The organism is Pseudoalteromonas aurantia 208 (assembly GCF_014858725.1).
Lineage (GTDB): Bacteria > Pseudomonadota > Gammaproteobacteria > Enterobacterales > Alteromonadaceae > Pseudoalteromonas > Pseudoalteromonas aurantia.
Genome location: NZ_AQGV01000015.1, coordinates 1,145,857 through 1,169,587 on the forward strand (window position 1 = coordinate 1,145,857; position 23,731 = coordinate 1,169,587).

Below are 23,731 nucleotides of genomic sequence, written 5' to 3' on the forward strand. Positions count from 1 at the left end.
GTTACAATTTATTGATGTTTAAAGTTTTATTTTTTGGTAAATGAAGTATGTATTAAATGTTAAGTTTGGGTTTATTTATTTCCAATGATGTCTAGGCTGGGTGATGTAACGGTTATTACTGTTGCAAAATTCAATTTATAAAAAGCCAATCTAAATGGCTGATAATACTAAACAACATTTTGGAGCGTAAACGTGAAACTATCACAAATCACTTTAGCCACAATTACAGCGATGGCATTAAGCTACGCAGGCAATGCTGCAGCTGCGAATAAGCAGTACTTGAACGTACAAGGGAGTATGAATAGCTTATTACAGTCTAATTCTACAACGTTGTTGTCGGCAACTGCGAGTCAAGTTGTCGGTTTAGGTGCAGGGAACGATCTGGTCTTAGTTAAAGAATTTGCAGGAAAAAATGGCGAAGTTACTCGCCGATATCAACAAGTTTATCAGGGTGTACCGGTTGTCGGAGATCATGCGATTTTAACGTTTGATAAGCATGGGCAGGTGCAAAGAGCGCATGGTGCCGCTGTATATGATCTTGCAAGTGATGTTAAAACGGTAAAACCATCATTAACGGAAGCTGTGGCGGTTAAAAAAGCGATAACGCAGCATCAAGCGTTATCAGGTACGTCAGAGGAACTAACTCAGCATAATAAAACGTCTCGTTTAGTTATTTGGCTAGACGAAAACTCGACAGCACGACTTGCGTACGAAGTGACATATGTTACCTATGGCAAAACGCCTTCTCGACCGTATCAGATCATTGATGCGCATTCGGGTGAAATGATCCACAGCTTTGATAATCTACAGCATGCAAACGCAACAGGCCCTGGTGGAAATGCTAAAACAGGCAAGTATGTATACGGCACAGACTTTGGTCATCTTGACGTCGCGCAGTCAGGCAATACTTGTACGATGACAAATGCCAATGTTAAGACAATTAACTTAAATCACGGTACAAGTGGCAGTTCAGCACATAGCTTTACGTGCCCAGAAAATACGGTAAAAGAGATTAATGGCGCATTTTCGCCACTTAACGATGCGCATTATTTCGGAAATGTTGTTTTCAACATGTATAACGATTGGATAGGAACAGCCCCATTAACCTTCCAATTAAAAATGCGAGTTCATTATAGCAATAACTATGAAAATGCGTTTTGGGATGGCAGTGCAATGACTTTTGGCGACGGGCAAAGCACATTTTACCCGCTCGTAAGTCTTGATGTGTCTGCACATGAAGTGAGTCATGGTTTTACTGAGCAAAACTCAGGCCTAATATATAGTGGCAAATCAGGTGGCTTGAATGAAGCGTTTTCTGATATGGCGGGTGAAGCAGCTGAATTCTATATGAAGGGTTCTAATGACTGGTTAGTAGGACAAGAGATATTTAAAGGGACTGGCGCACTACGTTATATGAACAATCCAACACAAGATGGACGTTCAATTGATCAACAATCTAGCTATACGTCAGGTATGGATGTTCACCATAGTTCAGGAGTGTTCAATAAAGCTTTCTATAACTTAGCCACAACGGCGGGTTGGGATACTCAAAAAGCATTTAAAGTGATGGCTAAAGCAAACCAACAATACTGGACTGCAAGTACTAACTGGGACTTAGCGGGTAATGGTGTGATGGATGCAGCATGTGATCTTAATTACAACACCGACGATGTAAAAGCGGCGCTTGCTGCGGTTGGTGTTGTATCTAACTTGAGTTCGGGTAGTTCATGTGGCGGTGGTGAGCCACCCATTGGTGATGAAGAGATAAGCAATGGTGTTGCGCGTACTGGAATTAGTGGTGCGGCAAAAGAGCAAAAGTTCTTTGTGCTTAACGTGCCTGCTGGCGCATCAAACTTAAAGTTTGAAACAACAGGTAATTCAGGGGATGCTGACCTATACGTTAAATTTGGTTCTCGCCCATCATTGTCAGTTTCAGATTGTAAAAGTACGACGTCTAGTAGCAATGAAACATGCCCTATCGCAACATCTCAAGCCGGTGCTTATTATGTGATGGTAGAAGCATGGAATGCAATTTCAGGGGTGTCATTAACTGGAAGTTATTCAACAGGTGGTTCAACTCAACCAATTGACAGAACAGAAAGTAACGTGAGTGTAAGTCGCAATGGCTGGACACGTTTCACGCAAGATTTGAGCGCAGGTTATTCGTCATTAGATGTCACAATCTCAGGTGGTACAGGGGATGCGGATTTATATGTGAATTTCGGTTCACAGTCTACAACAACGTCTTATGAATGTCGCCCATATAAAAATGGCAACTCAGAAACATGTACGATCGCCAACCCACAGGCGGGTACATGGCATGTAGATGTTCGCGGTTATAGCGCAGCAAGCGGTGTCACTTTAAGCATAAAAGCGAATTAATACCTAGGACTAAGCAAGGGAGCTTCATGCTCCCTTTTTTGTTTATCAGACAATGGAATTTAGTTATGAAACATCATGTAAAGTACTTACTGAGCTGCTTGTTTTTACCCATGGGGCTGTTGGCTTCTGAAGTATCAAATGAGCATGTTTGGGTCACAGTTGGGCCTGACGCTGCTCACCACTATAAATTGAAAAAAAGCTTGCTAGGTGAACAGCTACAATCAAAACCCAGTTTTCATCAACATGCCCAGTTATTAAATATCAATGTAAATCAAGTGAATGAACTAAGTGAATTTATGCACGATAATTACCACCGTTGTGGTGGGTTCGTTGCACATGATTCAGTAGAGGAAGCGCACACGTATTTGGCTCAACTGGCTTTGGTTGAGCAGCAACAAATTCAGCCACTGGCGGTAAATTATACAATAGATAACCCTGATACGGTGAATGCCCTGATAGGGAAAATATCGGCGAGTAATTTAACGAATACAGTGAATACAATGTCGGCATTTCATAACCGTTATTATACACAGCAAACGGGCATAGATGCTTCTGAGTGGTTAAAAGGTCATTGGCAACAAATTGCCCAGTCTCGCAGTGATATTAGCGTAGAATATTTTTCGCATAGTTGGGCACAGTCCTCGGTGGTTGTGACCATTGCTGGTAGCGAAAAAGCAGATGAAATAGTTGTTATTGGAGGCCATTTGGATTCAATTAACAGCGCGAATGCCAGTGGTGGAAGAGCCCCTGGTGCAGATGACAATGCATCGGGAATCTCCGTGTTAACTGAAGCTCTGCGGGCAGTGGTTGCAAGTGATTTTAAGCCAAAAAGAACGATAAAAATCATGGGTTTTGCTGCTGAAGAAGTGGGATTAAGAGGTTCTAAGGCTATAGCTCAATCATACAAGTCACAAGGCAAAAATGTTGTGGGAATGGTACAGTTTGATATGACTGGTCGTCATGGTAGCACTCAAGACATTGTGATGATGACTGATTATACCAATGCCGCACAGAATACATTTTTAGGTCAACTAATAGACGCTTACTTACCGGCAATGAGTTATGGCTTTGATCAATGTGGTTATGGATGTTCAGACCACGCGTCATGGCATCAACAGGGTTATGCCGCTTCAATGCCTTTTGAGTCTAAAATGGCTGACATTAATCGTAAGATCCACACAGTAAATGATGCTGAATTTGACGCAGACCATGCAAGCAAGTTTGCTAAATTGGCAGTCACCTATTTGGCTGAGTTAGGTAAGTCTGCTGGAACAATAGATCCACCACCAGTTGATAACAGTTTGGAAAATGGCGTTACAAAAACAGGGATAACTGGGGCTGCAAAAGTACAGTTATTTTACACACTTGATGTCCCCGCTGACAGCACCAATTTAAAGTTTAATACATCAGGCGGAACAGGCGATGCCGACCTTTACATTAAGTTTGGCGCTAAACCATCACTACAATCTTATGATTGTAAAAGTACCAACTCGAATAGCAATGAAACATGTAACATTACAACTGCACAAGTTGGTAAATATCATGTCATGGTTGAAGCGTGGAACGCCATTACAGATGTCAGTTTAGTAGGCAGCTATCAAGTCCAAAATGGTGGACCTACTCCCATCAATCGTACTGAAAGTAACTTGTCAGTAACGCGAGGTGGCTGGGTTCGTTTTAATCAGACGCTAGATTCTGGCTACCAAAATTTAACGGTTACGGTTTCCGGTGGTACAGGAGACGCTGATCTTTACGTTAAACATGCAAGCGATGTATCAGAGTCAGTATATGATTGTAGACCTTACAAAAACGGCAACCAAGAGAGTTGTACATTTGATTCGCCAGCATCTGGGCAATGGTTCATCGGTATGAAAGGATATAGTGCAGCCAGCGGTATAACACTTTCGGTCACAGCGAATTAGTGTGGCATTACAGTTAGGTGATACGACTTAGTATCACCTTCATTATATTAAATAACCTCAGGTTTGGACAAGGGCTTTGAAATAGGAAATATTTTGTAAACAAACTCAAGTACAATTCAATGATGATATTTTGTTCAATATCAAGGCACTTTTATGCAGTAATAGCGGGCTATTACAAATGAAAGCAACGCCGAGAATGAGAAAAATAGCTTTATTGGCAAATTCGCTTACCCAGAACTGAGGTTAAATATAATTCCTCACTTGAGCTATGCATTCAGCTGCTCCATACTCTGTCCTCAATTAATTATTACTATTGTGTAAATTTATTCAAGATATTATGACTGTGAATTCAAAGAACAAAAATAGGTTTAACCAGTTAATGCTGTTACTTGGGCCAAGTATTTTTTTATTAACTTGCCTTACAAATGCACCGGTTGGTATGGAAGTGAATGCATGGAGAACTGCTGGGCTGGCTCTTTGGCTAGCTATTTGGTGGGTTAGTGAGGTTGTTCCAATACCTGCGACGTCATTGGTCCCTCTGATCGCAGTGCCACTTGCGGGTATTAACGACATTAAAACAGCGGCAAGTTTGTATGCACATCCATTGATTTTTCTTTTCCTAGGTGGTTTTTTAATCTCAATTGCTATGGAGAGGTGGCAGCTACACCGACGAATTGCACTTCATACTATGCTGCGAAGCGGCAATAATCCGAAGCGTCAAATATTGGCCATGATGTTGGTTAGTGGCTTTTTGTCGATGTGGATCAATAACACCGCAACAACCCTGATGATGCTGCCGATTGCATTGTCTGTTATTCACGTTTTAAAAGAAAACAGTCAAGGTGACGATAATTATGGGAAAGCGCTTTTACTGGCTATTGCTTACAGCGCCAGTTTAGGTGGAATTGGAACAATTATTGGCACAGCCCCGAATGCGTTAATGGTGGCATATTTATGGGAAAGTTATCAAATTAAAATAGGCTTTGCACAATGGATGGCACTGGCTGTGCCATTTAGTTTTATTATGATCATAATTTGTTGGTACTGGTTGACTCGTTTTGCATTTAAGCTACAAAACGATAAGCAGGATGACACAGTTAATTTATCTATTTTATTTAGACAACAGTTAAGCGAACTTGGGTCTATGACTTTAGCAGAAAAAAACGTGCTGGCAGTATTCGTTTTTGCTGCGGTCAGCTGGATTTTGAGACCATATATAGCACAATTTACAGGATTAAATATCACCGATACAGGTATTGCAATGATAGCAGCTATTATGCTGTTTATTTTGCCCGCGAAGAAGAAAACAGATGAGCGAGTACTCGATTGGCAGTCGGCCAACCAGTTGCCATGGGGAATTTTATTGCTGTTTGGTGGCGGCTTAACGCTTGCTGCTCAAATTAAATCTTCAGGTTTAGCCGTGTACATTGCGAACTCTTTAGCGGGAGCATCAGCAATGCCGATTGTTATTGGGGTTTTAGTTGTTACCGCTTTAATTTGTTTCTTAACTGAAATGACCAGCAATACGGCGACGGCTGCTGGGTTTTTACCCTTGCTTGGGCCTGTTGCTGAACAAGTTGCAGGCACGCCGCTTATATGGGTTATTCCGGCTGCGATTGCCGCAAGTTGCGCATTTATGATGCCAGTTGCAACACCGCCTAATGCAATTATATTTGGCTCTGGTGAAGTAAAAATAAAAGAGATGATAAAAGCAGGCTTTGCGATGAATGTTATCGCCATTGCGATTATAACAGTGATGACAATGAGTGTAGGGTCATTGGTGTTTGGCTTTTAAGGGCATATTCATTAAGGTCGAATGTATAACTAAATACTTACATTTTGTAAATACTAAGCATTAATTTTGCGTATATCACCTTGCTTGGTTATAGTGGTCATATCAGTAACTAATGTGGTCATGAAATCGTGCATGTACAAGAAATATCACAATTAAATCAAGAGCTTTTAAGGATGAAAGCTGCATACTCGGCAGCCCCATTTGCTGATTTGAATGACAGGGTTGCGTTACTTCAAACATTATTATCACGGTTGGTTAAAGCACAAGAGGCGTTTGTGAATGCAGCTGACCTTGATTTTAATGGTCGAACCGAATTTGACTCGAAAATTGGCGATATAATGCCAACTATCAATGGCTTAAAATATCAAATTAAGCATTTATCGAAATGGATGAAACCAGATAGACGCCGCTCTGGGTTAGCTATGTGGCCTTCAAAAGTGTGGGTACAACAAGTGCCAAAGGGAGTTGTGGGTGTGATAGCTCCTTGGAATTATCCCATTCAGTTGTCACTTTTACCGGTTTTCACAGCACTTGCAGCAGGTAATAGAGTGATGCTAAAGCTCAGCGAATTTACGCCACATGTGAATCAAGAAATTATCATGTTATTTGCAGACCTCACGGAGCATTGTATGATTATTGAAGGGGATCATACTGTTGCATCTGAGTTTTCGAGTTTGAATTTTGATCATTTGTTTTTTACCGGCGCAACCAACATAGGTAAAAAAGTAATGATGTCGGCGGCAGAAAACTTAGTGCCCGTGACACTAGAACTTGGGGGGAAGTCGCCGGTTATTGTTGCCGATGATGCAGATATGACACACACCGCCAAGAGTATTTTGTTGGGGAAACTGACAAATGCAGGGCAAATATGCGTTGCGCCTGATTATGTGCTAGTGACTAAAAAGAACAAGAGTGCACTCATTGAAGCATTAGAAGAGCAGTATTTATTACACTTTAGCGACGGTAAGCACGATAAAAAATTATCGAGTATTATTACTAAAAGGCAGTTTCAACGTTTGTGCGGTGTTTTAGATGATGCAATAAACAAAGGGGCAACAATTTGGCCTGAAGTCAAAAATGATACTGACCAAACTGCACCATTTCGTATGGGGTTGCATATTGTTACCGAGCCAACTGAAGATATGCGTGTGTTGCAAGACGAAATATTCGGGCCAATTTTACCCATCATCGAAGTTGATAGTATTGATGCAGCATTACAATACATAGAACTGTCTGAGCGTCCTTTGGCGAGTTATTTATTTACCGAGAATAAAACGCTGCAAGACTTAGTATGTAAACGTCTGCGCACAGGAACGTTGGCAATCAATGAAACTATTTTGCAAGTGACGATTGAAGATATGCCATTTGGTGGGATAGGCCATTCTGGAATGGGGCAGTATCATGCTAAAGAAGGCTTTCTGACCTTCAGTCATGGTAAAAGCATACTCGCCAGCAACAAAAAGTTACGCTTTAGAACGGCTTTGTTACTTAAGCAATCTAAGCTTTTGTTAGAGCCGATTAAGGCACTTTTCCTGAAATAAGTATTGCGTCTATGATCTATTGAATATTCACTAAACAGTGTGAACCAGCCAGTGAATATTCAACATTGTCATAACGCGTTTAGAATGTATAAGATTTTTGCTTTGGTCTTATCTCGGGTGCGTAAGTACCCTGTTGTATTCTTTGGTATATATCGTCTGCTATTTCAGTGGCCTTTTCAATTTGTGATGGAGACATCTGTTGCTCATCTAAATCTCGGCTTTTACTCGCGTCTCTACTGCCGTTATATTCGGCTATTAAATTCCAGATATATGATCTTTCAATATTTTTATCAGTACCAAGGCCTTGATAATAGAGTAACGCAAGATTGAATTGTGCTAAGGTATAGTTGTTAGAGGCCGCTCTTTCATACCAGTCCATCGCTGTATAATAGCTTTGTACAACACCATCTCCATTGGCATACATTACACCTAGGTTAAACTGTGCAGCTGATAGGTTTTTATTTGCAGCTTGTGTAAATAGCGTAATGGCTTTGTGCTTGTCTTGTTTAACTCCTTTTCCATCATCGTACATCACAGCCAGTGCAAACATGGCATCGGCACTGCCAAGTTCAATTGCATCATTAAAGAGTGAAGCAGCTTTACGTAGGTCTTTGTTTACGCCAAACCCACCTTGATACATTTTAGCTAACTCGTAGATACCAGGCGCGTAGTTCATATCTGTGAGGTAACGAAATTCTTTAAGTGCGATGTCAAACTGCCCTGAATTAGCAGCTTCAATACCTTCTTCTAATCCTGCGATTGAAGTGTGAGTCCAACTAAATAGTGCGACGAACATTACAGACTTGATTTTAGCGTGCCACATAACGTTGTTCCTTAATAACCATTTTGTACAGTTTAAATCACTGATTAAGAAATACAATCATTACCTACAAGTAATACAAATCGAGTGTGCGTCACGCTAAATAGAAGACTTATCAAGGAATCATGTATGATGAGACATGCTCCACTTTAAATTAAGTTAATCAGAGGGTTGTTGATTTTCCAAGTCAATAAATTGTGGCGGCTCGAAAGGCTTTGCGTATTTAAGGCGGCCTAAGGGTTTTGTCGAGTGATAGCTGTCGAGCCCAGAAACCGCGACGGTGCCCATCTTCTCCAGGTCGACAAACCCATCGTCACAGATTGAATCACATTCAATATGTACGTCTATTATTTCACCGATCACAAGCTCTGTTTTATTTATCTCCAGTGTTTGCGTGTAGCGTAATGCCAGCCCGATTTTTACACGACTTTGCTGCACATATGGGGCGGAAAAGTCGTTTAAATATTGTGAGGTAAGCTTAACCGCGTCGAATTCCGATTGGGTTTTATCGTAGCGAGCAGATGTCTGGTGTGCTGAAACCACGATATCAGTATTGACATGATTAATGGTATAAAATTGGGTTTGTAGGATATTTTCAAGTGTATGTCGAGGTACCGAATTGGGCCGTATTATCATACCCATTAAAGGTGGGTTTGCACCCAGATGAAATACTGAGCTGACAATTGCGAGGTTCTCATTGCCGTCTTTGTCAGCGGTGCCAATAAGGTTGGCACTTTTGAAACCTGAGAGTGAATTGATCATTAGCGCTCGATAACGATCATCGAATTGCTGGATATCATGTTGGGAAAAATACATAGTATGTGCTCTTTTGAGGTTTAATGGGTGTAGCTACCAGCTAATTGTATGCCCTTGCCAATCTATATAATCAACATCGCCATCTATCACACGAGTATCGATAACGTGAGATAATTGCTGTGCCACAAACATGGGTGTAAATAACTTTCCTTTTGGTACATTTTTTTGAAATGGTTCTGATAGGGGGGTATCGGTAGTACCAGGGTGAAATAACACTAACTTGGTTGTTTTTGCTCTACGTTTGAGTTCAATAGCGGCTGTTTTAACCATCATATTGAGAGCGGCCTTTGATGCGCGATAGCTATACCATCCACCAAGTTCATTTTCGGTGATACTGGCAACGCGTGCACTCAAGCAAGTAACAATGCATGGATGGTTAATTTTGCTTAAATGGGGGGCGAGATATTTGAGCCATAACAATGGCGTTGCGGCATTTGCTCTGAACAGCCAATCGAAATAGGCCAGTGAAAAGTCTTCAAGCTTTTTTTCTGGGGAAAACTCGCTGTTGTGGAGCTGGCCAGTAAAGATAGTGATGCTTTTAATTGACTTCAATACCTCTGAGAGTTGTTGTACTGCAGATTCAATGCTCTGTTCATTGTAGTCGCACGTGATGTGGTGGTGATTTTCATCCTGTTCCACTAGGCTTTTTTGACTTATTGAATAAAGCGATGAAGTAGGTTCTTTTTGCCTTTGAAGTTTTATAAAAGCCTGTGCTATGGCGGCAGAAGCACCAATAACAATGTGGTTATCTTGCATCATTGTCCCTTACACCGAGGGTGAGCACATTGGTTTGGGAACAACCGTGTAGAAAAACGGACTCTATGCTTGGCAAACAGCAGATAAGCTTTGTCAGCAAGCCATTTTATGGGCGGCTTGCGTAGATACTGTAGCCATTTGAATCTTCCTACCAGACCCCAAGCGCGACAAGTTACATCAAGCCCGAGCAATAGTGTACCGTCGTTGTCGATACCATGCAGTATATCTAACGTGCTTTGTTTATTTAAGTGGCCATAGTGTCGTTCAAAAAAAGCGCTGTGAACGTCAATAAGTGTGATGCTATTGTTCGTATCGTGCTTTTTTAGGCTGTTCATTTCCCGTGAGCACAATGCGCATTGTCCATCGTAGAATATTATCATAATCGACCTTTTGTCATTTTTACATGAGGTAATACGCAGTGAAGGACATAATCGATCGATCGTATTTATCTTAAATCTCTGTATAGTTAAAAGTATGAAATATAGACAAAGGATGTATGATGACTGAGCAATATCAAACACTTCGCGCTAACGTAAGTATGTTGGGTGAGCTACTAGGGCAAACAATAAAGCAGGCCCAAGGTCCTGCAATGCTGGAAAAGGTTGAACAAATTAGGCAACTATCTAAATCATCACGAGGGGGTAATGAGCAAGATAGAGCAAAGTTAATCGACACACTCCACTCTTTAAAAGACGATGAACTCTTACCTGTTGCACGTGCATTTAATCACTTTCTTAATTTGGCGAATGTCGCTGATCAATACCACACAACCTCAAAAAGCGGCGCGCCAGAAGGGGTGCTTCAACCGCTCAAAAAAACCTTGGCTACACTGGCCGACGACGTAAAAGCAGGGACGTTAAATTTAAACACGGTCGCAGATACCATCGCAAATTTAAAAATGGATTTGGTATTAACGGCCCACCCAACCGAAGTAACTCGACGAACTATCATCAATAAGCATGTTGAGCTCAGCGATTGCCTTGCAGCTATGGATTTACATTGCTTGACACCCGATGAACAAAGCTATTTAAGCAACCGAATTGAGCAATTGATTTGTCAAGCTTGGCACACAAACGATATTCGCCAAAAAAGACCAACCCCATTAGATGAGGCTAAGTGGGGGTTTGCAGTAATTGAAAACAGTTTATGGCAAGCTGTACCAGATTTTATTAGGGAGTTTCATGCACAAACTAAGTCGCTGCTTGCTTTAGAGTTACCAAATTCGTTTGCGCCAATTAATTTTACATCATGGATGGGCGGAGATAGAGATGGAAACCCATTTGTCACGGCGCAAGTGACAGCAACCGTGTTGGATCATGGCCGATGGATGGCATTAGATTTGTACCGTCGTGACCTTGATAAACTCAGTGCCGAGCTGTCAATGTATCAGGCCAGTGATGCGCTTTTAAATATTGTAGGAAATGAGCCAGAACCCTACCGCTATTTACTCAAAGGATTAAAGGCAGACATTACTGAAACCATTAATGCGTTAGAGAGCCGAATAAAACAGCAACCCAGCAAGTGCCAAGATATAGTGGTTGATTTGTCTCAGTTAAAAACCCCATTGGAGTTGATATACCGGTCGCTGGTCGCATGCGATATGACAGTAATAGCGGATGGACTATTGCTTGATGTATTAAGGCGCCTAGAGTGTTTTGGTATTAATTTATGTAAGCTCGATATCAGACAAGACTCAGCGCGTCACACTGAGGTTTTGAGTGAATTAACGGGGTATTTGGGCCTAGGTCAATACGGTGATTGGAGTGAGCAAGATAAGCAAGCATTTTTGTTAGCGGAGCTACACTCGCGGCGGCCTTTGATCCCCAAACATTGGCAGCCTAGTTCAAATGTGCAAGAAGTCTTGGATACTTTCGACGTGATAGCCAAGCAAGACCTGCAATCATTAGGTATTTATATTATTTCTATGGCGCGCGCTGCATCAGATGTGTTAGCTGTAGAGCTACTTTTACAAGAAGCGGGTTGCCGTTTTAAGCTTCCTGTTGCGCCTTTATTTGAGACTTTAAATGACCTTAATAATGGTGCTCAGGTGATGTCAGAGTTATTTAGTCATTCTTGGTATCGACAACATATTGACCGGTCACAACATGTAATGATTGGCTATTCTGATTCTGCGAAAGATGCAGGAATGATGGCCGCGGGCTGGGCTCAGTATAGCGCCATGGAGCAATTGGTTTCTTTATGTGCAAATCAAGATATTGAGTTAATCTTGTTCCATGGTCGCGGAGGCACGATTGGCCGAGGTGGCGCACCTGCGGCTCAAGCACTTCGATCTCAACCCCCAGGTTCACTTAAGAATGGTTTACGGGTGACAGAACAAGGCGAAATGATCCGCTTTAAATTTGGTTTACCCAAGGTTGCATTGCAAAGCTTCGCGCTATACAGCTCAGCAATTATTGAGAGTAATTTATTACCACCTCCTGCACCAAAGGCGCATTGGCGAGAAGTTATGGAGACTATTTCCGTTAATTCTTGTCAGCATTATCGGTCGATAGTGAGAGAAAATCCGCAATTTGTACCGTATTTCAGAATGGCCACACCGGAGGTAGAACTCGCTAAATTACCGCTTGGTTCTAGACCTGCAAAACGCAATCCGCAAGGCGGAGTCGAGAGTTTACGTGCGATCCCATGGATTTTCGCGTGGAGTCAAAATCGTCTGATGTTGCCAGCATGGCTTGGTGCACTGCAGGGGTTGGGGGCGGCACTTGACCAGTTTGGTGAAAGTGAACTTCATAGTATGAGCGAACAATGGCCATTTTTTAGAACTCGATTAGAAATGCTGGAAATGGTTTTTTGTAAAGCAGATAGCTGGTTAAGTGAGCATTACGAACAAGGTTTAGTATCGCTTGAGTATCATGACCTTGGCAAACAATTAAGAACGGAACTAATGCAGGTTAAGTCTTTGGTCGAACGTCTTGCCCCTAAGTCGACGCTGCTGTCTGCACAGCCTTGGATCAAAGAGTCAATCGCATTGCGTAATCCTTATACGGACCCGTTGAACGTGTTGCAGGTAGAGTTGCTTAATAGGGCCCGCTCAAATCAAAGTGAAGACATTGATAATGCGCTGATGATCACCATGACAGGGATAGCAGCCGGCATGCGAAATACAGGTTAGATCTGAAATAAAAGCAGCTAAGTATATTTTAACAAATTGTTCCCACTTTGACTAAAAACCAACCCGAAAGGGTTGGTTTTTGTTTTTAATTTAGTTTATTTATACTAAATTTATTGACATTACTTCTCATTTTCATAAGAATTCCTTTCTGGTTAAACCAGTTGTCTATTTTTTGTATAAAACCAATGCTGGTGTTTATATGAACTTTTGTATATTGAGGTCCAATGTCTACACTTTCCACAAGCATTACTTATGATGAAACGACATCTTTGGTAATGATGACACTCAGAGGTATAGCAAGTGCACAGGATGTGGTTGATGTTTATCAAATAGCGAATGGATACGCCAAAACGCATAACAGTTCAAAAATCTTGGTTGATGTCAGTGAGCTAGAACATCGTTTTGCTGCGATTGATATTGTTAATATCATGCCAAAAATAGCACACTATCTTACCGATTTGCATATTGCGCGAGTGGTTGGGTTCGAAGGGTATATGCATGATTTGTTTTTACTTAAAGCAAAGCGCTTTAATGTACGTGCAGAAAATTTCGAATGTTTTAAATCTGCAAAGCAGTGGTTGTGTAATACTTAATTAGTGCTTAAACTATGCTGCCATTGGTTTACGATGAATACATAATGGCAGTATTAACTCCGCATCAAATAGAAAACTTACAAGAACAAGCGAAGCAATCGCGCGGTCACTTATCACATTTAATTATCTCTGACCTGCTCACGACATTTCATTGCGATATTGAAACGTTATTGAAAACACTATTACCTGTTGCCGCATCTTTTTCTCAAGCACCCATATCTCAGTTTAACGTGGGAGCGATAGCGTATGATGAGAAAACTGGGAGTGCGTATTTAGGTGCTAACCTAGAATTTACCCATCAGGCGTTAAATCAAGCTGTTCATGCAGAACAGGCAGCCATTAATAATGCATGGTTAAATGGGGCTCGTTCAGTCTCCTTGATTGCGATTACCGATGCACCGTGTGGTCATTGTCGCCAATTCATGAATGAAATAGCGGGTGCCGAGTCTCTTAGGGTTCTGTTACCAACACAAGAGACTGATTTAAAAGCGCTGTTACCAAGCTCTTTTGGCCCCTTAGATTTGGGTAATAGTTATCGCTTGCTGGATAGCAATACCGGAAATGCTACTTCAACGTCAGAGGCGCTGAGTTTAATGCTGAGAGAGCAACTTTCGTTGGCATACGCACCTTATTCAAAAAATGCCGCTGCGGTCGAAGTGGTCACAGTTGCACATGGCACTTTTTATGGCAGATACGCAGAGAATGCGGCTTATAATCCAAGCTTATCGCCAATGCAAAGTGCGTTAAGCCAACTTGCATTAGCCGGTTTAACTATTGACGATGTTGAATTGGAGTCTGTGACGTTAGTAGAGTCAAAAAATGGCTTTAATCAAAAGGCAGTGGCACAAGCAGTACTTGATAGTTATGTGGCAGATATAACACTGCGGCATGTTTTAGTTTAGGGCTGAGGTAGAAAACCGCGTCATATTAAACAACAAAAAAGGGGCAATATTGCCCCTGAATCTATGAATGACAGGACTAATTACAATAAACTTGCAGCTGCTGAAATGACCACTGCAACGGCATTTTTTTCAATTTCACCATGATCAACGTTAGGGATCTCTTGACGTGTACGATTCACAAGTACACCAGCAACACAGGCAGCCTTGAGTCCTAGTGCGGCACACATAGTGAATAATGTGGCTGACTCCATTTCATAGTTCATGACGTTGAGCTTTTGCCATTGCTCAAATGTGCCTTGGAAGTCTTTGGCAACATAACCTGAGTAAGTATCATATCGCTCTTGTCCTGGATAAAACGTATCACTAGAAGCGGTGATACCAACATGGTGTGTTACGCCTAAAGACTCACAGGCTTTAACCATTGCTTGTGTACAATGAAAATCAGACACAGCAGGATAGCTAAGTGGTGCAAAATGCTGGCTTGCACCATCTAAACGCACAGATGCGGTACTGACCAGTAAATCACCTTCATTGATATGCGGCTGAATTGCGCCAGTTGTCCCGATGCGTAAGAAAGTAGTGATGCCTAGCTGAGCAAGTTCCTCAACAGCAATTGACGTTGAAGGGCCGCCAATACCGGTTGAACAAACAATGACGGTTTTATCTTTTAGTTTTGCTGAATAGACATGAAACTCACGAGTCTGCGCTAGACATTTTGGAGACTCCATTTTTTCTGCGATGCGCTTAGCGCGTTCTGGATCGCCCGGGACTATTGCTAACGTTGCACCTTCTAAAGCGGCTTTGTCTAGTCCTAAATGAAATACCTTGTCCATAGTAAACCTTATTTTTGTGTAAAGCGTAATACTTAATAGTTATGAGTTAAAAGTACAGGACAGATGTCCGAATGTTTTGTTCAGAATAGGGTATTGGCTTGCAACTTTAAAGTTGTTCTTCTAAACCTTAAGTAATGCAACTATGAGGAAGAGTTATGCCTGCATCACCGTCACTAGATAAAAACACAGAATTTGCTCGTTGTCTTGAAAGCAATAAAATCGCTGCATTAGCGCCTTTTCATTGGCTGGCTTTGGCGTTTAAAGACATCTCTCGGGCACCCATTTTAAGTCTCATTTATGGACTGGTCTTCACAATTATCCCAGCAAGTATCATGTACCTAGTGTATGAAGCCGGTACACATTTAGTCATACTTCCAGCTGCGGTTGCGTTTGCACTCATTGGCCCTGCGTTTGCCTCGGGTTTATACGACGTGGCATGGGAGCTTGAAAAAGGGCACAAACCAACATTAGGTCATAGTTTACATTCTATGTTTAGAAACCCAGCAGGAGAATGGGGGTTTGCGATTCTTCTAATGGTAATAATGATTGTTTGGATGCGTTTGGCCGCGTTAATACATGCACTGTATCCCAATGTACCTAATCCGACCTTTGAACAATTGTCGGCATTTCTCACTCTGGGAAGTATTGTGGGTGGTTTGTTAATGGCTGCGGTTTTTGCAATCTCCGCATTTACCCCTCAAATAATGATGGAGCGCCGAGTTGATATCATGACAGCGGTGATCTCCTCGATTCACGCGGTAAAAATGAATGCGCCCGCAATGTTTGTTTGGGGCGCATTGATCGTCACTTTGGTATTGCTTGGCTTTGCAACCGGCACTGCTGGGTTTATTGTGATTATGCCGCTGTTAAGTTATGCAAGCTGGCATGGCTATATCGCCATTATTAAAACCAAAAAAGCGCGAGGGTACGAATAACACGTAACTATGCACCCTCAATGCATATAAAACCATAGCGCGTACTGAAGCTAGTAGCGCTATGGTTGACTTTCCTTATTGGCATGTTATATCTCTCGACTAAAGCATAAATAGCAAGATTGCGGCATCAATTAGCGAACACTTAATTTAAGTAATCCTTTGATTTAAATTGATATTATTAGAAAGTAATTTGGGTGTGACCGACTCATTCAGCCGTAACAATATGCACATGCGTAAATAGTGAAATATATGGCTATTCGCATGAATATGCAAAAATTAGCTACCCGGAGGACAATATGACTAACCCAAAACAACAACTTCAAGAAAAACTAGAGCATTGTTTGTGCCCACCAGGAGATGGAGTATTTACCGTTAATACAGCCAAGGAACGCAAAGACGCGCTACGAACTAAGTTATATGGGCAAACTGACGGTGTAGATGAAATTTGGAAACAATCATTAAAGACCATTGATTCTTCTGTGCACAAAGCGGCAATTTTAGGTATTGCATCAGATTGTGGCGGCGGCATATTGCGCGGTGCAAATTGGGGGCCTTTATTTTTACGTTCAACCTTAATTGAGCAGCACCCCCATATTAGCGCGTTCGATCTAGGTGACGTACGGGTGATCCCGCACTTATTACACGATAAGTATTTAAATGAAGCGACTATCAGCAACTGCCAGAAAGCGCTTTATCAAAACCCAAACAGTGACTATTACGTGTCACCTTTGTCAATTACAGAAGATGTGTGCGATGGTTTTTATCAGCAGCATCCAGATAAAGGAATATTTGGTATTGGCGGCGATCACTCAATCAGTTACCCATTAACTAAGTCTTACTTAAAAGCTAAGCGTGATGCAGGAAAGCGTACGGCGATCATCCATTTTGATGCCCATACAGACTTGCTAGTGGAGCGTTTAGGTATTGATTTGTGCTTTGGCTCGTGGTGCACACATGTACTTGAGTATTTACCTGCACCACACCATTTAATCCAATTCGGTATTCGCTCCAGTGGTAAAGATAAATCTCATTGGGAAAATACATTTGGCGTTAAACAACATTGGGCACATGAAATTCGTGAACAAGGTCCTGCTGCGATAGTTGCGCAAGTTATTGCACAGCTAAAAGCAGATAATGTCGATGAGCTATATGTTAGTTTTGATATTGACGCATTAGATGAAGAGTTTGCGTCAGCAACAGGTACTCCTGAAGGGAATGGGATGACCCCAGATGAAGCACTTGAAATTTTAGCTGCGTTACGCGCTGAGTTTCCAATAACAGGTGCAGATATGATGGAAATCGCGCCATTTACCGACAGTTCGTTGGTTGGCCAAACAAGTTCAGAAACCACGTTAAGAGAAGGTGCGAAGATTTCAGCATTTTTAATTGATGCAATGAATAATAGCTAAAATTACAATCAGGCGGAGTGACAGCTCCGTCTTTTCATGTACTACTCCTACCTAATTGTATTTAAATAGCCATTTTATTAAAACATTGACCATTGTAGCGCGTTAAATAGCGGAATTAATTGCGTCAAAATAATGTATATAAAATAACGACATTTTGAAACTCTTGCCTCGGTACGACGCTGTTTTCTTGCCGATTTATCTGTGCTTTTATTTCAAACAATGTGCATAACAATTGTAACAGGCTTTATCATCTTTAGCTTATACGCTATATTTTTCTGTAAGTTAACAAAGAAGCACAATACATGTATATAGGATTTGTACTGCTACTGAGCGTGTTTACAGGGAGCGCTTTTGCACAAAAATTGAGTATTGTAACGGAAGATTTTCCCCTATTTCAGTATTATAAAAATGGTCAACTAGTTGGGGAAGCCGTTGATAAAGTTCAAGCCGTGCTTAGACAAGCCGGAGTGGATTATACAATCCATGTGAATCGATGGTCAGTGTCATACACCGCTGCGCTTCGTGATGCGAATACCTGTATATTTTCAATGGGTCGGTCACATACTCGTGAAAAATTGTTTACCTGGGTGTTTCCTATTTCGAAATTTACTACGTCATTTTATGGGCTGAAGTCAGAGAATATTAAAATTCAGACACTGGGTGATGCAAAGCAGTATAAAACAGGTGTGATCCGCAATAATTATAGTCACCAATACCTTAAAATGAGAGGCTTTAAAGAAGATCAGCAGCTTATCATGTTATCAAGTTTTGACCGGGTGTTTGAACTGCTTGAAGCGCGGCGAGGGCTCCTTGATTTGGTTATCTTAAATGACGCACAATTTGACTACCGCGCATTAACCGACCCATTTACCGTGCAGCTTGAAAAGGTGTATACACTAGAAAATAGTGGGGCACAGTTATATTTTGCATGTAATAAACAGGTGCCCAAGCCACTTATCAATAAAATGAGTAGTGCTTATGAAGCATTGCTTCACGATTCATCACTTTTTAATTGATGGCCATGTGAAGCTGTGAAACGTATCTAAGTATAGTTGCTCAACTTTGTCTCTGGCCCACGGTGTTTTTCTTAAAAACTTAAGGCTCGATTTAATACTTGGATCATGTGTGAAGCATCGAATGTCAACCGCGTCACCCATAGCGCGCCAACCCAACTGATCTTCGAGTTTGATTAATATATCTTCTAGTTTAATGCCATGAAGTGGATTTTTTGGCTGCTCTTGGCTCATGATTACCCTAATTCTCAAATCGGTTATTTTACGCGAATAGTACGTTCAGGGTCTAGCTTTATTGGTACACCCGATGCATCGGCTTTTACCCATACGACTCGACTATTGGTTTGTTTTGGATGTTTATTGCTGCAGGCAAACAGCATATCAAACTGTTTGATAAGCGCCCCTTCACTGTATTTTTGGCCTTGATACCAACACACATTTAAGGGTTCATCTATAAAAACGGTATTTTTATGATTTTTATCAAATGCCATACTGTGGGTTGTGGTTAGTATGAAGCATAAGTTGGTGGTTAAAGTTAAAATTCGCATGGCATAACTCCCAGATTTGTCTAATCTTACTATGATTGTAGATAAGATCTTAATTGTGTGAGTAATATTACAACGATTAATCACCTTTCAGATAAGATTAAAAACAAAATAAGAGGGAATCACAATGGCTTTTGATCAAAATATGATGGCAGAGCTGACCTTATTAGCTAAATTTCCGAGAAACAGTATGCATCAAGGTATTAAGCTCCATAAGTCGGCCGAGCCCAGTCTTAAAGATGCGGCAGAACGACTATTTAATAAAGGGGTGATTGATAGCCCTGATGGCGGGTATTTAACAGATTTGGGATTAGACTTAGTAGTGCACCTTGATCAGGTGCACTGTGCACTACAATAAGTCATTACTTAGGAGTAAGCTTAGGCATTAGTACCATTCATTATTGCGCGTCAGGTTGATTCTCTGGCGCTGCATCGATAAAGGCAGGTAATGTGTTGCAACGCGCATAAATCGCTGAGATTTTTGGGTATTGCGACATATCTACTTTAAAACGCAGTGCATTGAACACTTGTGGCACTAGGCAGATGTCTGCCAGTGATGGCTCAGACCCAAAACAATAATCGTGATCACCCAGTAGTGATTCCAGACGGTTAAACCCTTCGATTACCCAATGACGATACCAGGTGTTTTTTTGCTCATCATTCACATTTAGCTCGCCACTTAAATATTTCAACACCCGTAAGTTATCGATAGGGTGTATATCGCTTGCGATGGCATAACAAAAACTACGTACTTGGGCTTTTTCCCAGCTATCAGCAGGTAATAGCGGGGTATCAGGGTGTGTTTCTTCTAGCCATTCTAAAATTGCCAAAGATTGTGCTAACACACCGTGTTCAGTTTCCAGTGCTGGCAGCAATCCTTGGGGATTTTTCTCGGTATATGGCGTAGCTTGCTGCTCTGACTTCAATAAATTAACGCCAGACAATTCGTGCGAAATGTTTTTTAAATTCAGTGCAATGCGCACTCGGTATGCCGCTGACGAGCGGAAGTAAGTATAGAGTTTCATAGTTGTTCCTTAATCACGACAAAGGCACTATATCAGTGCCTTATTAAGTATTAGTGTATCGGCTGGTTATTCGCCTTTGTAGTATTTTTTGATGTTTTTCCAACATTCTGCATAATTAGGCTGGCGTTCTTTTCCTTCCAATGCATATTTTGTTGGCGATATGATATATCGAGATTCAAACATAAATGCCAAGGTATTGTCATAACGCTGTGGCTTAAGATCAGCATTTGAGGCTTTCTCAAATACATCAGCTTCAGGCCCATGCGGAGACATACAGTTATGCAAACTCATACCACCTGGTACAAAGCCGTGTTCTTTCGCGTCATAAACCCCCTCAATGAGGCCCATGAATTCACTCATAATATTGCGATGATAATACGGCGGACGGAACGTATTTTCTGCTACCATCCAACGTGGTGGGAAAATAACAAAGTCGACATTGGCAACTCCTTCTGTGCCTGATGGCGAGGTAAGTACGGTGAATATTGACGGATCAGGGTGATCAAAGCTAACTGTATTCATCACATTAAAGCGCGATAAGTCATATTTGTATGGGGCACTGTTACCGGTCCAAGCAACCACATCAAATGGTGAATGGCCAATATCGCAACGGAACAGGTTACCGTTAAATTTAGCGACTAATTCAAAGTCGCCTTCTTTATCTTCAAAGGCAGCAACGGGATACTGAAAATCTCGCTCGTTGGTATAGCCATTAGCGCCAACAGGACCACGTTCAGGCAACACCATTGGATGACCGTAATTTTCGCAGATGAAACCACGTGCTTCATCGTTTAATAATTCAACGCTAAATTTAATGCCGCGTGGAATAACCGCAATTTCACCAGGCTTAATGGTTAACTTGCCGCACTCAGTGTGAAGCAGTAACTCGCCTTGCTGCGGTACAAAAAGCATTTCGCCGTCGGCATTATAAAAATACCGGTCTGTCATCGATTTGTTGATCACGTATACGTGAATGCCAATGCCGGTTTGGCCGTTCGCACTGCCATTAGCGGCCATAGTGACTAAGCCATCAACAAAGTCTGTTTGTTCTTTTGGAATATCGACTGGGTTCCACCGTAACATAGTTGGCGGTGTCGGGATTTCTGTGATCGGTGCTGTGCGCAATAATCCGTTATCGAGCGGCTGATAATCACCTTGTACAACAGAAGGGCGAATGCGGTAGAACCAATTTCTACGGTTGTCGGCACGAGGGGCGGTAAAAGCGGTGGTGTTATATTGCTCAGCGTATAGATCGTATTTTATTTTTTGTGGCGAAAACTGACCAATTGGTAAAGCACCCGGTAAAGCTTCAGACTCAAATTGATTGCCAAAACCGGTTAAGTATTGATACTCGTGATTCATTCGTTCGACTCCAGTAGGTTTTTATGTAAGATACTCTCACGTGAGAGTAATATCAAGTGTCTATAACAATTCTTTTTGTATATAATTGTTTACGTAAATTGCTGTATTCAAAGTTGAGTTAGATGTCATTAAAAATAGAAGAGTTTTTACCCTATCGATTGGTAAAATTAGCGAACAAGGTAAGCCATGCATTCTCTGAAGTTTATTTTGAAGAGGCTGGGTTAAGTATGCCGCAATGGCGCGCAGTTGCACATTTGGCACAACGAGAAACATGTTCTGCTAAAACGTTATGTGATTTAACCGAAATAGATAAGTCCACCATGTCTCGTGCAGTCAAACAGCTCACTGATAAAGGCTTCATTGAGTTGTGTACAGATGTTAATGATAAAAGAGCAAAATTGCTGAGTTTAACGAGTGAGGGAAAAGCGTTATTCAACCAGTTATCTGAGAAAGCTCAGCAGTGGGAAAGTGATGTATTGGCCAGTTTATCGGACAGTGAAAGAGATACCTTACTCAGCGTGATAAGTAAGGTAGAGCAACAAGTTGATAAAGGGTAGTGTATTACGTCAAAGGAGGCTTCACAAAGCACTGTGGTGAGTACCTAGCATATTGTTGACACTCAGAGATAAAAAAGAACCGAAAAGCATATCTGTGAGTTAGCAAGTATGGACTGGTCGACCCTATCTACGGCGATTGGTTGAATCGATAAAGCCATACCAGAGGTAAGCGCTCTATGATGTATAAAGATATAAAACCAAAAATCAGAGTGGTAAACTAAACTGGTATTATATCATTAGTAATTTCAGTAAAGTAGCTTATACTTTATCGGTTAGTAAGGCTTAACAATTGGTAATACAATAATGATTAAAAGACCCTGTAACTAATTCTGTGTAACTGTCTATCATTAATACCCATGTAGGGTTTAGGATAGGCAGACTATGAGAAGAATTTGCTAAACAAGCTGCTAAATCAATAAAGTCAGAAGCCGACTTAACTGATTTTCGTAAAATGTTAACCAAGGTCACTGTTGAAGCAGCACTCAATGCTGAGCTAGACGAACATCTAGGCTACGTTCGTCATGAAAAATTTAGTACAGAGAATTATCGTAACGGTTATTCATCTAAGACCATTCGCACTGAAGATGGCGAAATTGATTTAGATGCGCCACGCGATTGAGACTCAAGCTTTGAGCCTGTGCTCGTTAAGAAGAATCAAACCCGTTTTACCTCAATGGGTGACAAGATTTTATACCTGTACTCCAAGGGCATGACCACGCGTGGTATCGTTGCGACCTTCAAAGAAATGTAGGGTGTTGATGTTTCAGCAACGCTCATTTCTCGCGTGACTAACGCGGTAATTGAGCAAGTCGTTGAATGGCAAGCTAGGCTTTTAGATGCAGTTTACCCCATTGTTTACCTCGATTGTTTAGTGGTAAAAATCAGACAAGATAAACAAGTTATCAATAAAGCGGTTTACCTTGCCCTTGGTGTTAACGATGAAGGCCACAAAGAGTTGCTCGGTATGTGGATATCAGAAAACGAAGGCGCGAAGTTCTGGCTCAATGTACTAACTGAGCTTCAAAATCGTGGCGTGAAAGATATTCTCATTGCCTGTGTTGATGGTCTCAAAGGTTTTCCTGATGCAATTAATGCCGTTTACCCTGACATCCAAATTCAACTATGTATTGTGCATACGGTACGTAATTCACTCAAATTCGTCCCGTCGAAAGACAGCAAAGCGATAGAATCAATCAACAGTGTTATTCGTAAAGCCATCAAGAAACGTAAGCAATTTCCACATGATGATTCAGTGAGGAAGGTTATTTACTTAGCGATTGAGCAAGCATCGAAAAAATGGACAATGCCAATAAGAAATTGGAAAATGGCCTTGAATCGATTTATGATTGAGTTCGAAGACCGTTTGAAAGATGTTATTTAAACTTGGCAGTT

At 41.4% G+C, this 23,731-nt stretch carries 21 protein-coding genes and 1 pseudogene; 13 read left to right on the forward strand and 9 right to left on the reverse strand.

The features are described from left to right. Positions 1-192: 192 nt before the first annotated feature. The 4 genes from PAUR_RS23045 to PAUR_RS23060 all read left to right on the forward strand — a co-directional run bounded on the left by PAUR_RS23045 (position 193) and on the right by PAUR_RS23060 (position 7,640). Entirely contained in the window at positions 193-2,382 is a 2,190-nt protein-coding gene (locus tag PAUR_RS23045; protein WP_192510055.1) for a M4 family metallopeptidase, read from the forward strand. 65 nt (positions 2,383-2,447) lie between these two features. Then, on the forward strand, positions 2,448-4,304 hold the full coding sequence (locus tag PAUR_RS23050; RefSeq protein WP_192510056.1) for a M28 family metallopeptidase: 1,857 nt from the start codon (positions 2,448-2,450) through the stop codon (positions 4,302-4,304). A gap of 337 nt (positions 4,305-4,641) precedes the next feature. Continuing rightward, positions 4,642-6,099 (forward strand): SLC13 family permease, encoded by a 1,458-nt coding sequence (locus PAUR_RS23055; protein WP_192510057.1) that lies wholly within the window; start codon positions 4,642-4,644, stop codon positions 6,097-6,099. A 173-nt stretch (positions 6,100-6,272) separates the two neighbouring features. Next, positions 6,273-7,640, forward strand: a complete 1,368-nt coding sequence (locus PAUR_RS23060; protein WP_192510058.1) for an aldehyde dehydrogenase family protein — start codon at positions 6,273-6,275, stop codon at positions 7,638-7,640. Positions 7,641-7,719: 79 nt separating this feature from the next. Here PAUR_RS23060 and PAUR_RS23065 read toward each other — a convergent pair whose 3' ends face one another. From PAUR_RS23065 to PAUR_RS23080, 4 genes are all read right to left on the reverse strand, one after another. Further along, complete coding sequence (locus PAUR_RS23065; protein WP_192510059.1) at positions 7,720-8,463, reverse strand: tetratricopeptide repeat protein; 744 nt, start codon at positions 8,461-8,463, stop codon at positions 7,720-7,722. Between the two features lie 156 nt (positions 8,464-8,619). Next, positions 8,620-9,276: a flavin reductase family protein gene (locus PAUR_RS23070; RefSeq protein ID WP_192510060.1), complete on the reverse strand. Its 657-nt coding sequence runs from the start codon at positions 9,274-9,276 to the stop codon at positions 8,620-8,622. A 33-nt stretch (positions 9,277-9,309) separates the two neighbouring features. Continuing rightward, complete coding sequence (locus tag PAUR_RS23075; RefSeq protein WP_192510182.1) at positions 9,310-10,032, reverse strand: SDR family NAD(P)-dependent oxidoreductase; 723 nt, start codon at positions 10,030-10,032, stop codon at positions 9,310-9,312. Continuing rightward, positions 10,032-10,412 carry a thiol-disulfide oxidoreductase DCC family protein gene (locus PAUR_RS23080; RefSeq protein WP_192510061.1) on the reverse strand — a complete coding sequence of 127 codons (381 nt, stop codon included), beginning with the start codon at positions 10,410-10,412 and terminating at the stop codon, positions 10,032-10,034. Before PAUR_RS23080 ends, PAUR_RS23075 begins: the two co-directional genes overlap by 1 nt. Positions 10,413-10,531: 119 nt before the next feature. Between PAUR_RS23080 and ppc the strand changes: the two genes are divergently transcribed. The 3 genes from ppc (at position 10,532) to cdd (ending at position 14,660) form a co-directional block, all read left to right on the forward strand. Then, positions 10,532-13,165 carry a phosphoenolpyruvate carboxylase gene (gene ppc / locus PAUR_RS23085; protein ID WP_192510062.1) on the forward strand — a complete coding sequence of 878 codons (2,634 nt, stop codon included), beginning with the start codon at positions 10,532-10,534 and terminating at the stop codon, positions 13,163-13,165. A 224-nt stretch (positions 13,166-13,389) separates the two neighbouring features. Next, on the forward strand, positions 13,390-13,758 hold the full coding sequence (locus PAUR_RS23090) for a hypothetical protein (protein WP_192510063.1): 369 nt from the start codon (positions 13,390-13,392) through the stop codon (positions 13,756-13,758). A 44-nt stretch (positions 13,759-13,802) separates the two neighbouring features. Beyond that, positions 13,803-14,660 (forward strand): cytidine deaminase, encoded by an 858-nt coding sequence (gene cdd, locus PAUR_RS23095; protein ID WP_192510064.1) that lies wholly within the window; start codon positions 13,803-13,805, stop codon positions 14,658-14,660. A gap of 80 nt (positions 14,661-14,740) precedes the next feature. Here cdd and udp read toward each other — a convergent pair whose 3' ends face one another. After that, positions 14,741-15,493 carry a uridine phosphorylase gene (gene udp / locus PAUR_RS23100; protein WP_192510065.1) on the reverse strand — a complete coding sequence of 251 codons (753 nt, stop codon included), beginning with the start codon at positions 15,491-15,493 and terminating at the stop codon, positions 14,741-14,743. 155 nt (positions 15,494-15,648) lie between these two features. On the opposite strand from udp, the gene PAUR_RS23105 reads away from it, so the two are divergent. From PAUR_RS23105 to PAUR_RS23115, 3 genes are all read left to right on the forward strand, one after another. Next, positions 15,649-16,428, forward strand: coding sequence for a DUF2189 domain-containing protein (locus tag PAUR_RS23105; protein ID WP_192510066.1), 780 nt, complete (start codon positions 15,649-15,651; stop codon positions 16,426-16,428). A 296-nt stretch (positions 16,429-16,724) separates the two neighbouring features. Beyond that, positions 16,725-17,837, forward strand: a complete 1,113-nt coding sequence (locus PAUR_RS23110) for an arginase family protein (RefSeq protein ID WP_192510067.1) — start codon at positions 16,725-16,727, stop codon at positions 17,835-17,837. A 302-nt stretch (positions 17,838-18,139) separates the two neighbouring features. Continuing rightward, entirely contained in the window at positions 18,140-18,853 is a 714-nt protein-coding gene (locus PAUR_RS23115) for a substrate-binding periplasmic protein (protein ID WP_192510068.1), read from the forward strand. On the opposite strand, the gene PAUR_RS23120 is transcribed toward PAUR_RS23115, so the two are convergent. Together PAUR_RS23120 and PAUR_RS23125 are read right to left on the reverse strand one after the other, a co-directional pair. Beyond that, positions 18,839-19,084, reverse strand: coding sequence for a VF530 family protein (locus PAUR_RS23120; RefSeq protein ID WP_192510069.1), 246 nt, complete (start codon positions 19,082-19,084; stop codon positions 18,839-18,841). The two genes, PAUR_RS23115 and PAUR_RS23120, sit on opposite strands and share 15 nt — an antisense overlap. Before the next feature lie 23 nt (positions 19,085-19,107). Continuing rightward, positions 19,108-19,398 carry a DUF1496 domain-containing protein gene (locus PAUR_RS23125; RefSeq protein ID WP_192510070.1) on the reverse strand — a complete coding sequence of 97 codons (291 nt, stop codon included), beginning with the start codon at positions 19,396-19,398 and terminating at the stop codon, positions 19,108-19,110. A gap of 124 nt (positions 19,399-19,522) precedes the next feature. On the opposite strand from PAUR_RS23125, the gene PAUR_RS23130 reads away from it, so the two are divergent. Then, on the forward strand, positions 19,523-19,753 hold the full coding sequence (locus tag PAUR_RS23130; RefSeq protein WP_192510071.1) for a TIGR02647 family protein: 231 nt from the start codon (positions 19,523-19,525) through the stop codon (positions 19,751-19,753). 40 nt (positions 19,754-19,793) lie between these two features. On the opposite strand, the gene maiA is transcribed toward PAUR_RS23130, so the two are convergent. Beyond that, on the reverse strand, positions 19,794-20,420 hold the full coding sequence (maiA, locus tag PAUR_RS23135; protein ID WP_192510072.1) for a maleylacetoacetate isomerase: 627 nt from the start codon (positions 20,418-20,420) through the stop codon (positions 19,794-19,796). A gap of 66 nt (positions 20,421-20,486) precedes the next feature. Beyond that, entirely contained in the window at positions 20,487-21,782 is a 1,296-nt protein-coding gene (hmgA, locus tag PAUR_RS23140; RefSeq protein ID WP_192510073.1) for a homogentisate 1,2-dioxygenase, read from the reverse strand. A 122-nt stretch (positions 21,783-21,904) separates the two neighbouring features. Between hmgA and PAUR_RS23145 the strand changes: the two genes are divergently transcribed. Beyond that, entirely contained in the window at positions 21,905-22,339 is a 435-nt protein-coding gene (locus PAUR_RS23145) for a MarR family winged helix-turn-helix transcriptional regulator (RefSeq protein WP_192510074.1), read from the forward strand. A 415-nt stretch (positions 22,340-22,754) separates the two neighbouring features. After that, positions 22,755-23,720, forward strand: a pseudogene (locus PAUR_RS23150) (IS256 family transposase). Positions 23,721-23,731: the final 11 nt, after the last annotated feature.

What these genes read in the sequence shown, in the direction of transcription:
- cdd (WP_192510064.1), top strand. Translation starts at nt 13,803, where the DNA reads ATGGCAGTATTAACTCCGCATCAAATAGAAAACTTACAAGAACAAGCG.
- PAUR_RS23145 (WP_192510074.1), top strand. Translation starts at nt 21,905, where the DNA reads ATGTCATTAAAAATAGAAGAGTTTTTACCCTATCGATTGGTAAAATTA.
- PAUR_RS23130 (WP_192510071.1), top strand. Translation starts at nt 19,523, where the DNA reads ATGGCTTTTGATCAAAATATGATGGCAGAGCTGACCTTATTAGCTAAA.
- PAUR_RS23110 (WP_192510067.1), top strand. Translation starts at nt 16,725, where the DNA reads ATGACTAACCCAAAACAACAACTTCAAGAAAAACTAGAGCATTGTTTG.
- PAUR_RS23050 (WP_192510056.1), top strand. Translation starts at nt 2,448, where the DNA reads ATGAAACATCATGTAAAGTACTTACTGAGCTGCTTGTTTTTACCCATG.
- PAUR_RS23065 (WP_192510059.1), bottom strand. Translation starts at nt 8,463, where the DNA reads ATGTGGCACGCTAAAATCAAGTCTGTAATGTTCGTCGCACTATTTAGT.
- PAUR_RS23080 (WP_192510061.1), bottom strand. Translation starts at nt 10,412, where the DNA reads ATGATAATATTCTACGATGGACAATGCGCATTGTGCTCACGGGAAATG.
- PAUR_RS23075 (WP_192510182.1), bottom strand. Translation starts at nt 10,032, where the DNA reads ATGCAAGATAACCACATTGTTATTGGTGCTTCTGCCGCCATAGCACAG.
- PAUR_RS23115 (WP_192510068.1), top strand. Translation starts at nt 18,140, where the DNA reads ATGTATATAGGATTTGTACTGCTACTGAGCGTGTTTACAGGGAGCGCT.
- PAUR_RS23125 (WP_192510070.1), bottom strand. Translation starts at nt 19,398, where the DNA reads ATGCGAATTTTAACTTTAACCACCAACTTATGCTTCATACTAACCACA.
- maiA (WP_192510072.1), bottom strand. Translation starts at nt 20,420, where the DNA reads ATGAAACTCTATACTTACTTCCGCTCGTCAGCGGCATACCGAGTGCGC.
- PAUR_RS23120 (WP_192510069.1), bottom strand. Translation starts at nt 19,084, where the DNA reads ATGAGCCAAGAGCAGCCAAAAAATCCACTTCATGGCATTAAACTAGAA.
- PAUR_RS23105 (WP_192510066.1), top strand. Translation starts at nt 15,649, where the DNA reads ATGCCTGCATCACCGTCACTAGATAAAAACACAGAATTTGCTCGTTGT.
- PAUR_RS23090 (WP_192510063.1), top strand. Translation starts at nt 13,390, where the DNA reads ATGTCTACACTTTCCACAAGCATTACTTATGATGAAACGACATCTTTG.
- ppc (WP_192510062.1), top strand. Translation starts at nt 10,532, where the DNA reads ATGACTGAGCAATATCAAACACTTCGCGCTAACGTAAGTATGTTGGGT.
- udp (WP_192510065.1), bottom strand. Translation starts at nt 15,493, where the DNA reads ATGGACAAGGTATTTCATTTAGGACTAGACAAAGCCGCTTTAGAAGGT.
- hmgA (WP_192510073.1), bottom strand. Translation starts at nt 21,782, where the DNA reads ATGAATCACGAGTATCAATACTTAACCGGTTTTGGCAATCAATTTGAG.
- PAUR_RS23060 (WP_192510058.1), top strand. Translation starts at nt 6,273, where the DNA reads ATGAAAGCTGCATACTCGGCAGCCCCATTTGCTGATTTGAATGACAGG.
- PAUR_RS23070 (WP_192510060.1), bottom strand. Translation starts at nt 9,276, where the DNA reads ATGTATTTTTCCCAACATGATATCCAGCAATTCGATGATCGTTATCGA.
- PAUR_RS23055 (WP_192510057.1), top strand. Translation starts at nt 4,642, where the DNA reads ATGACTGTGAATTCAAAGAACAAAAATAGGTTTAACCAGTTAATGCTG.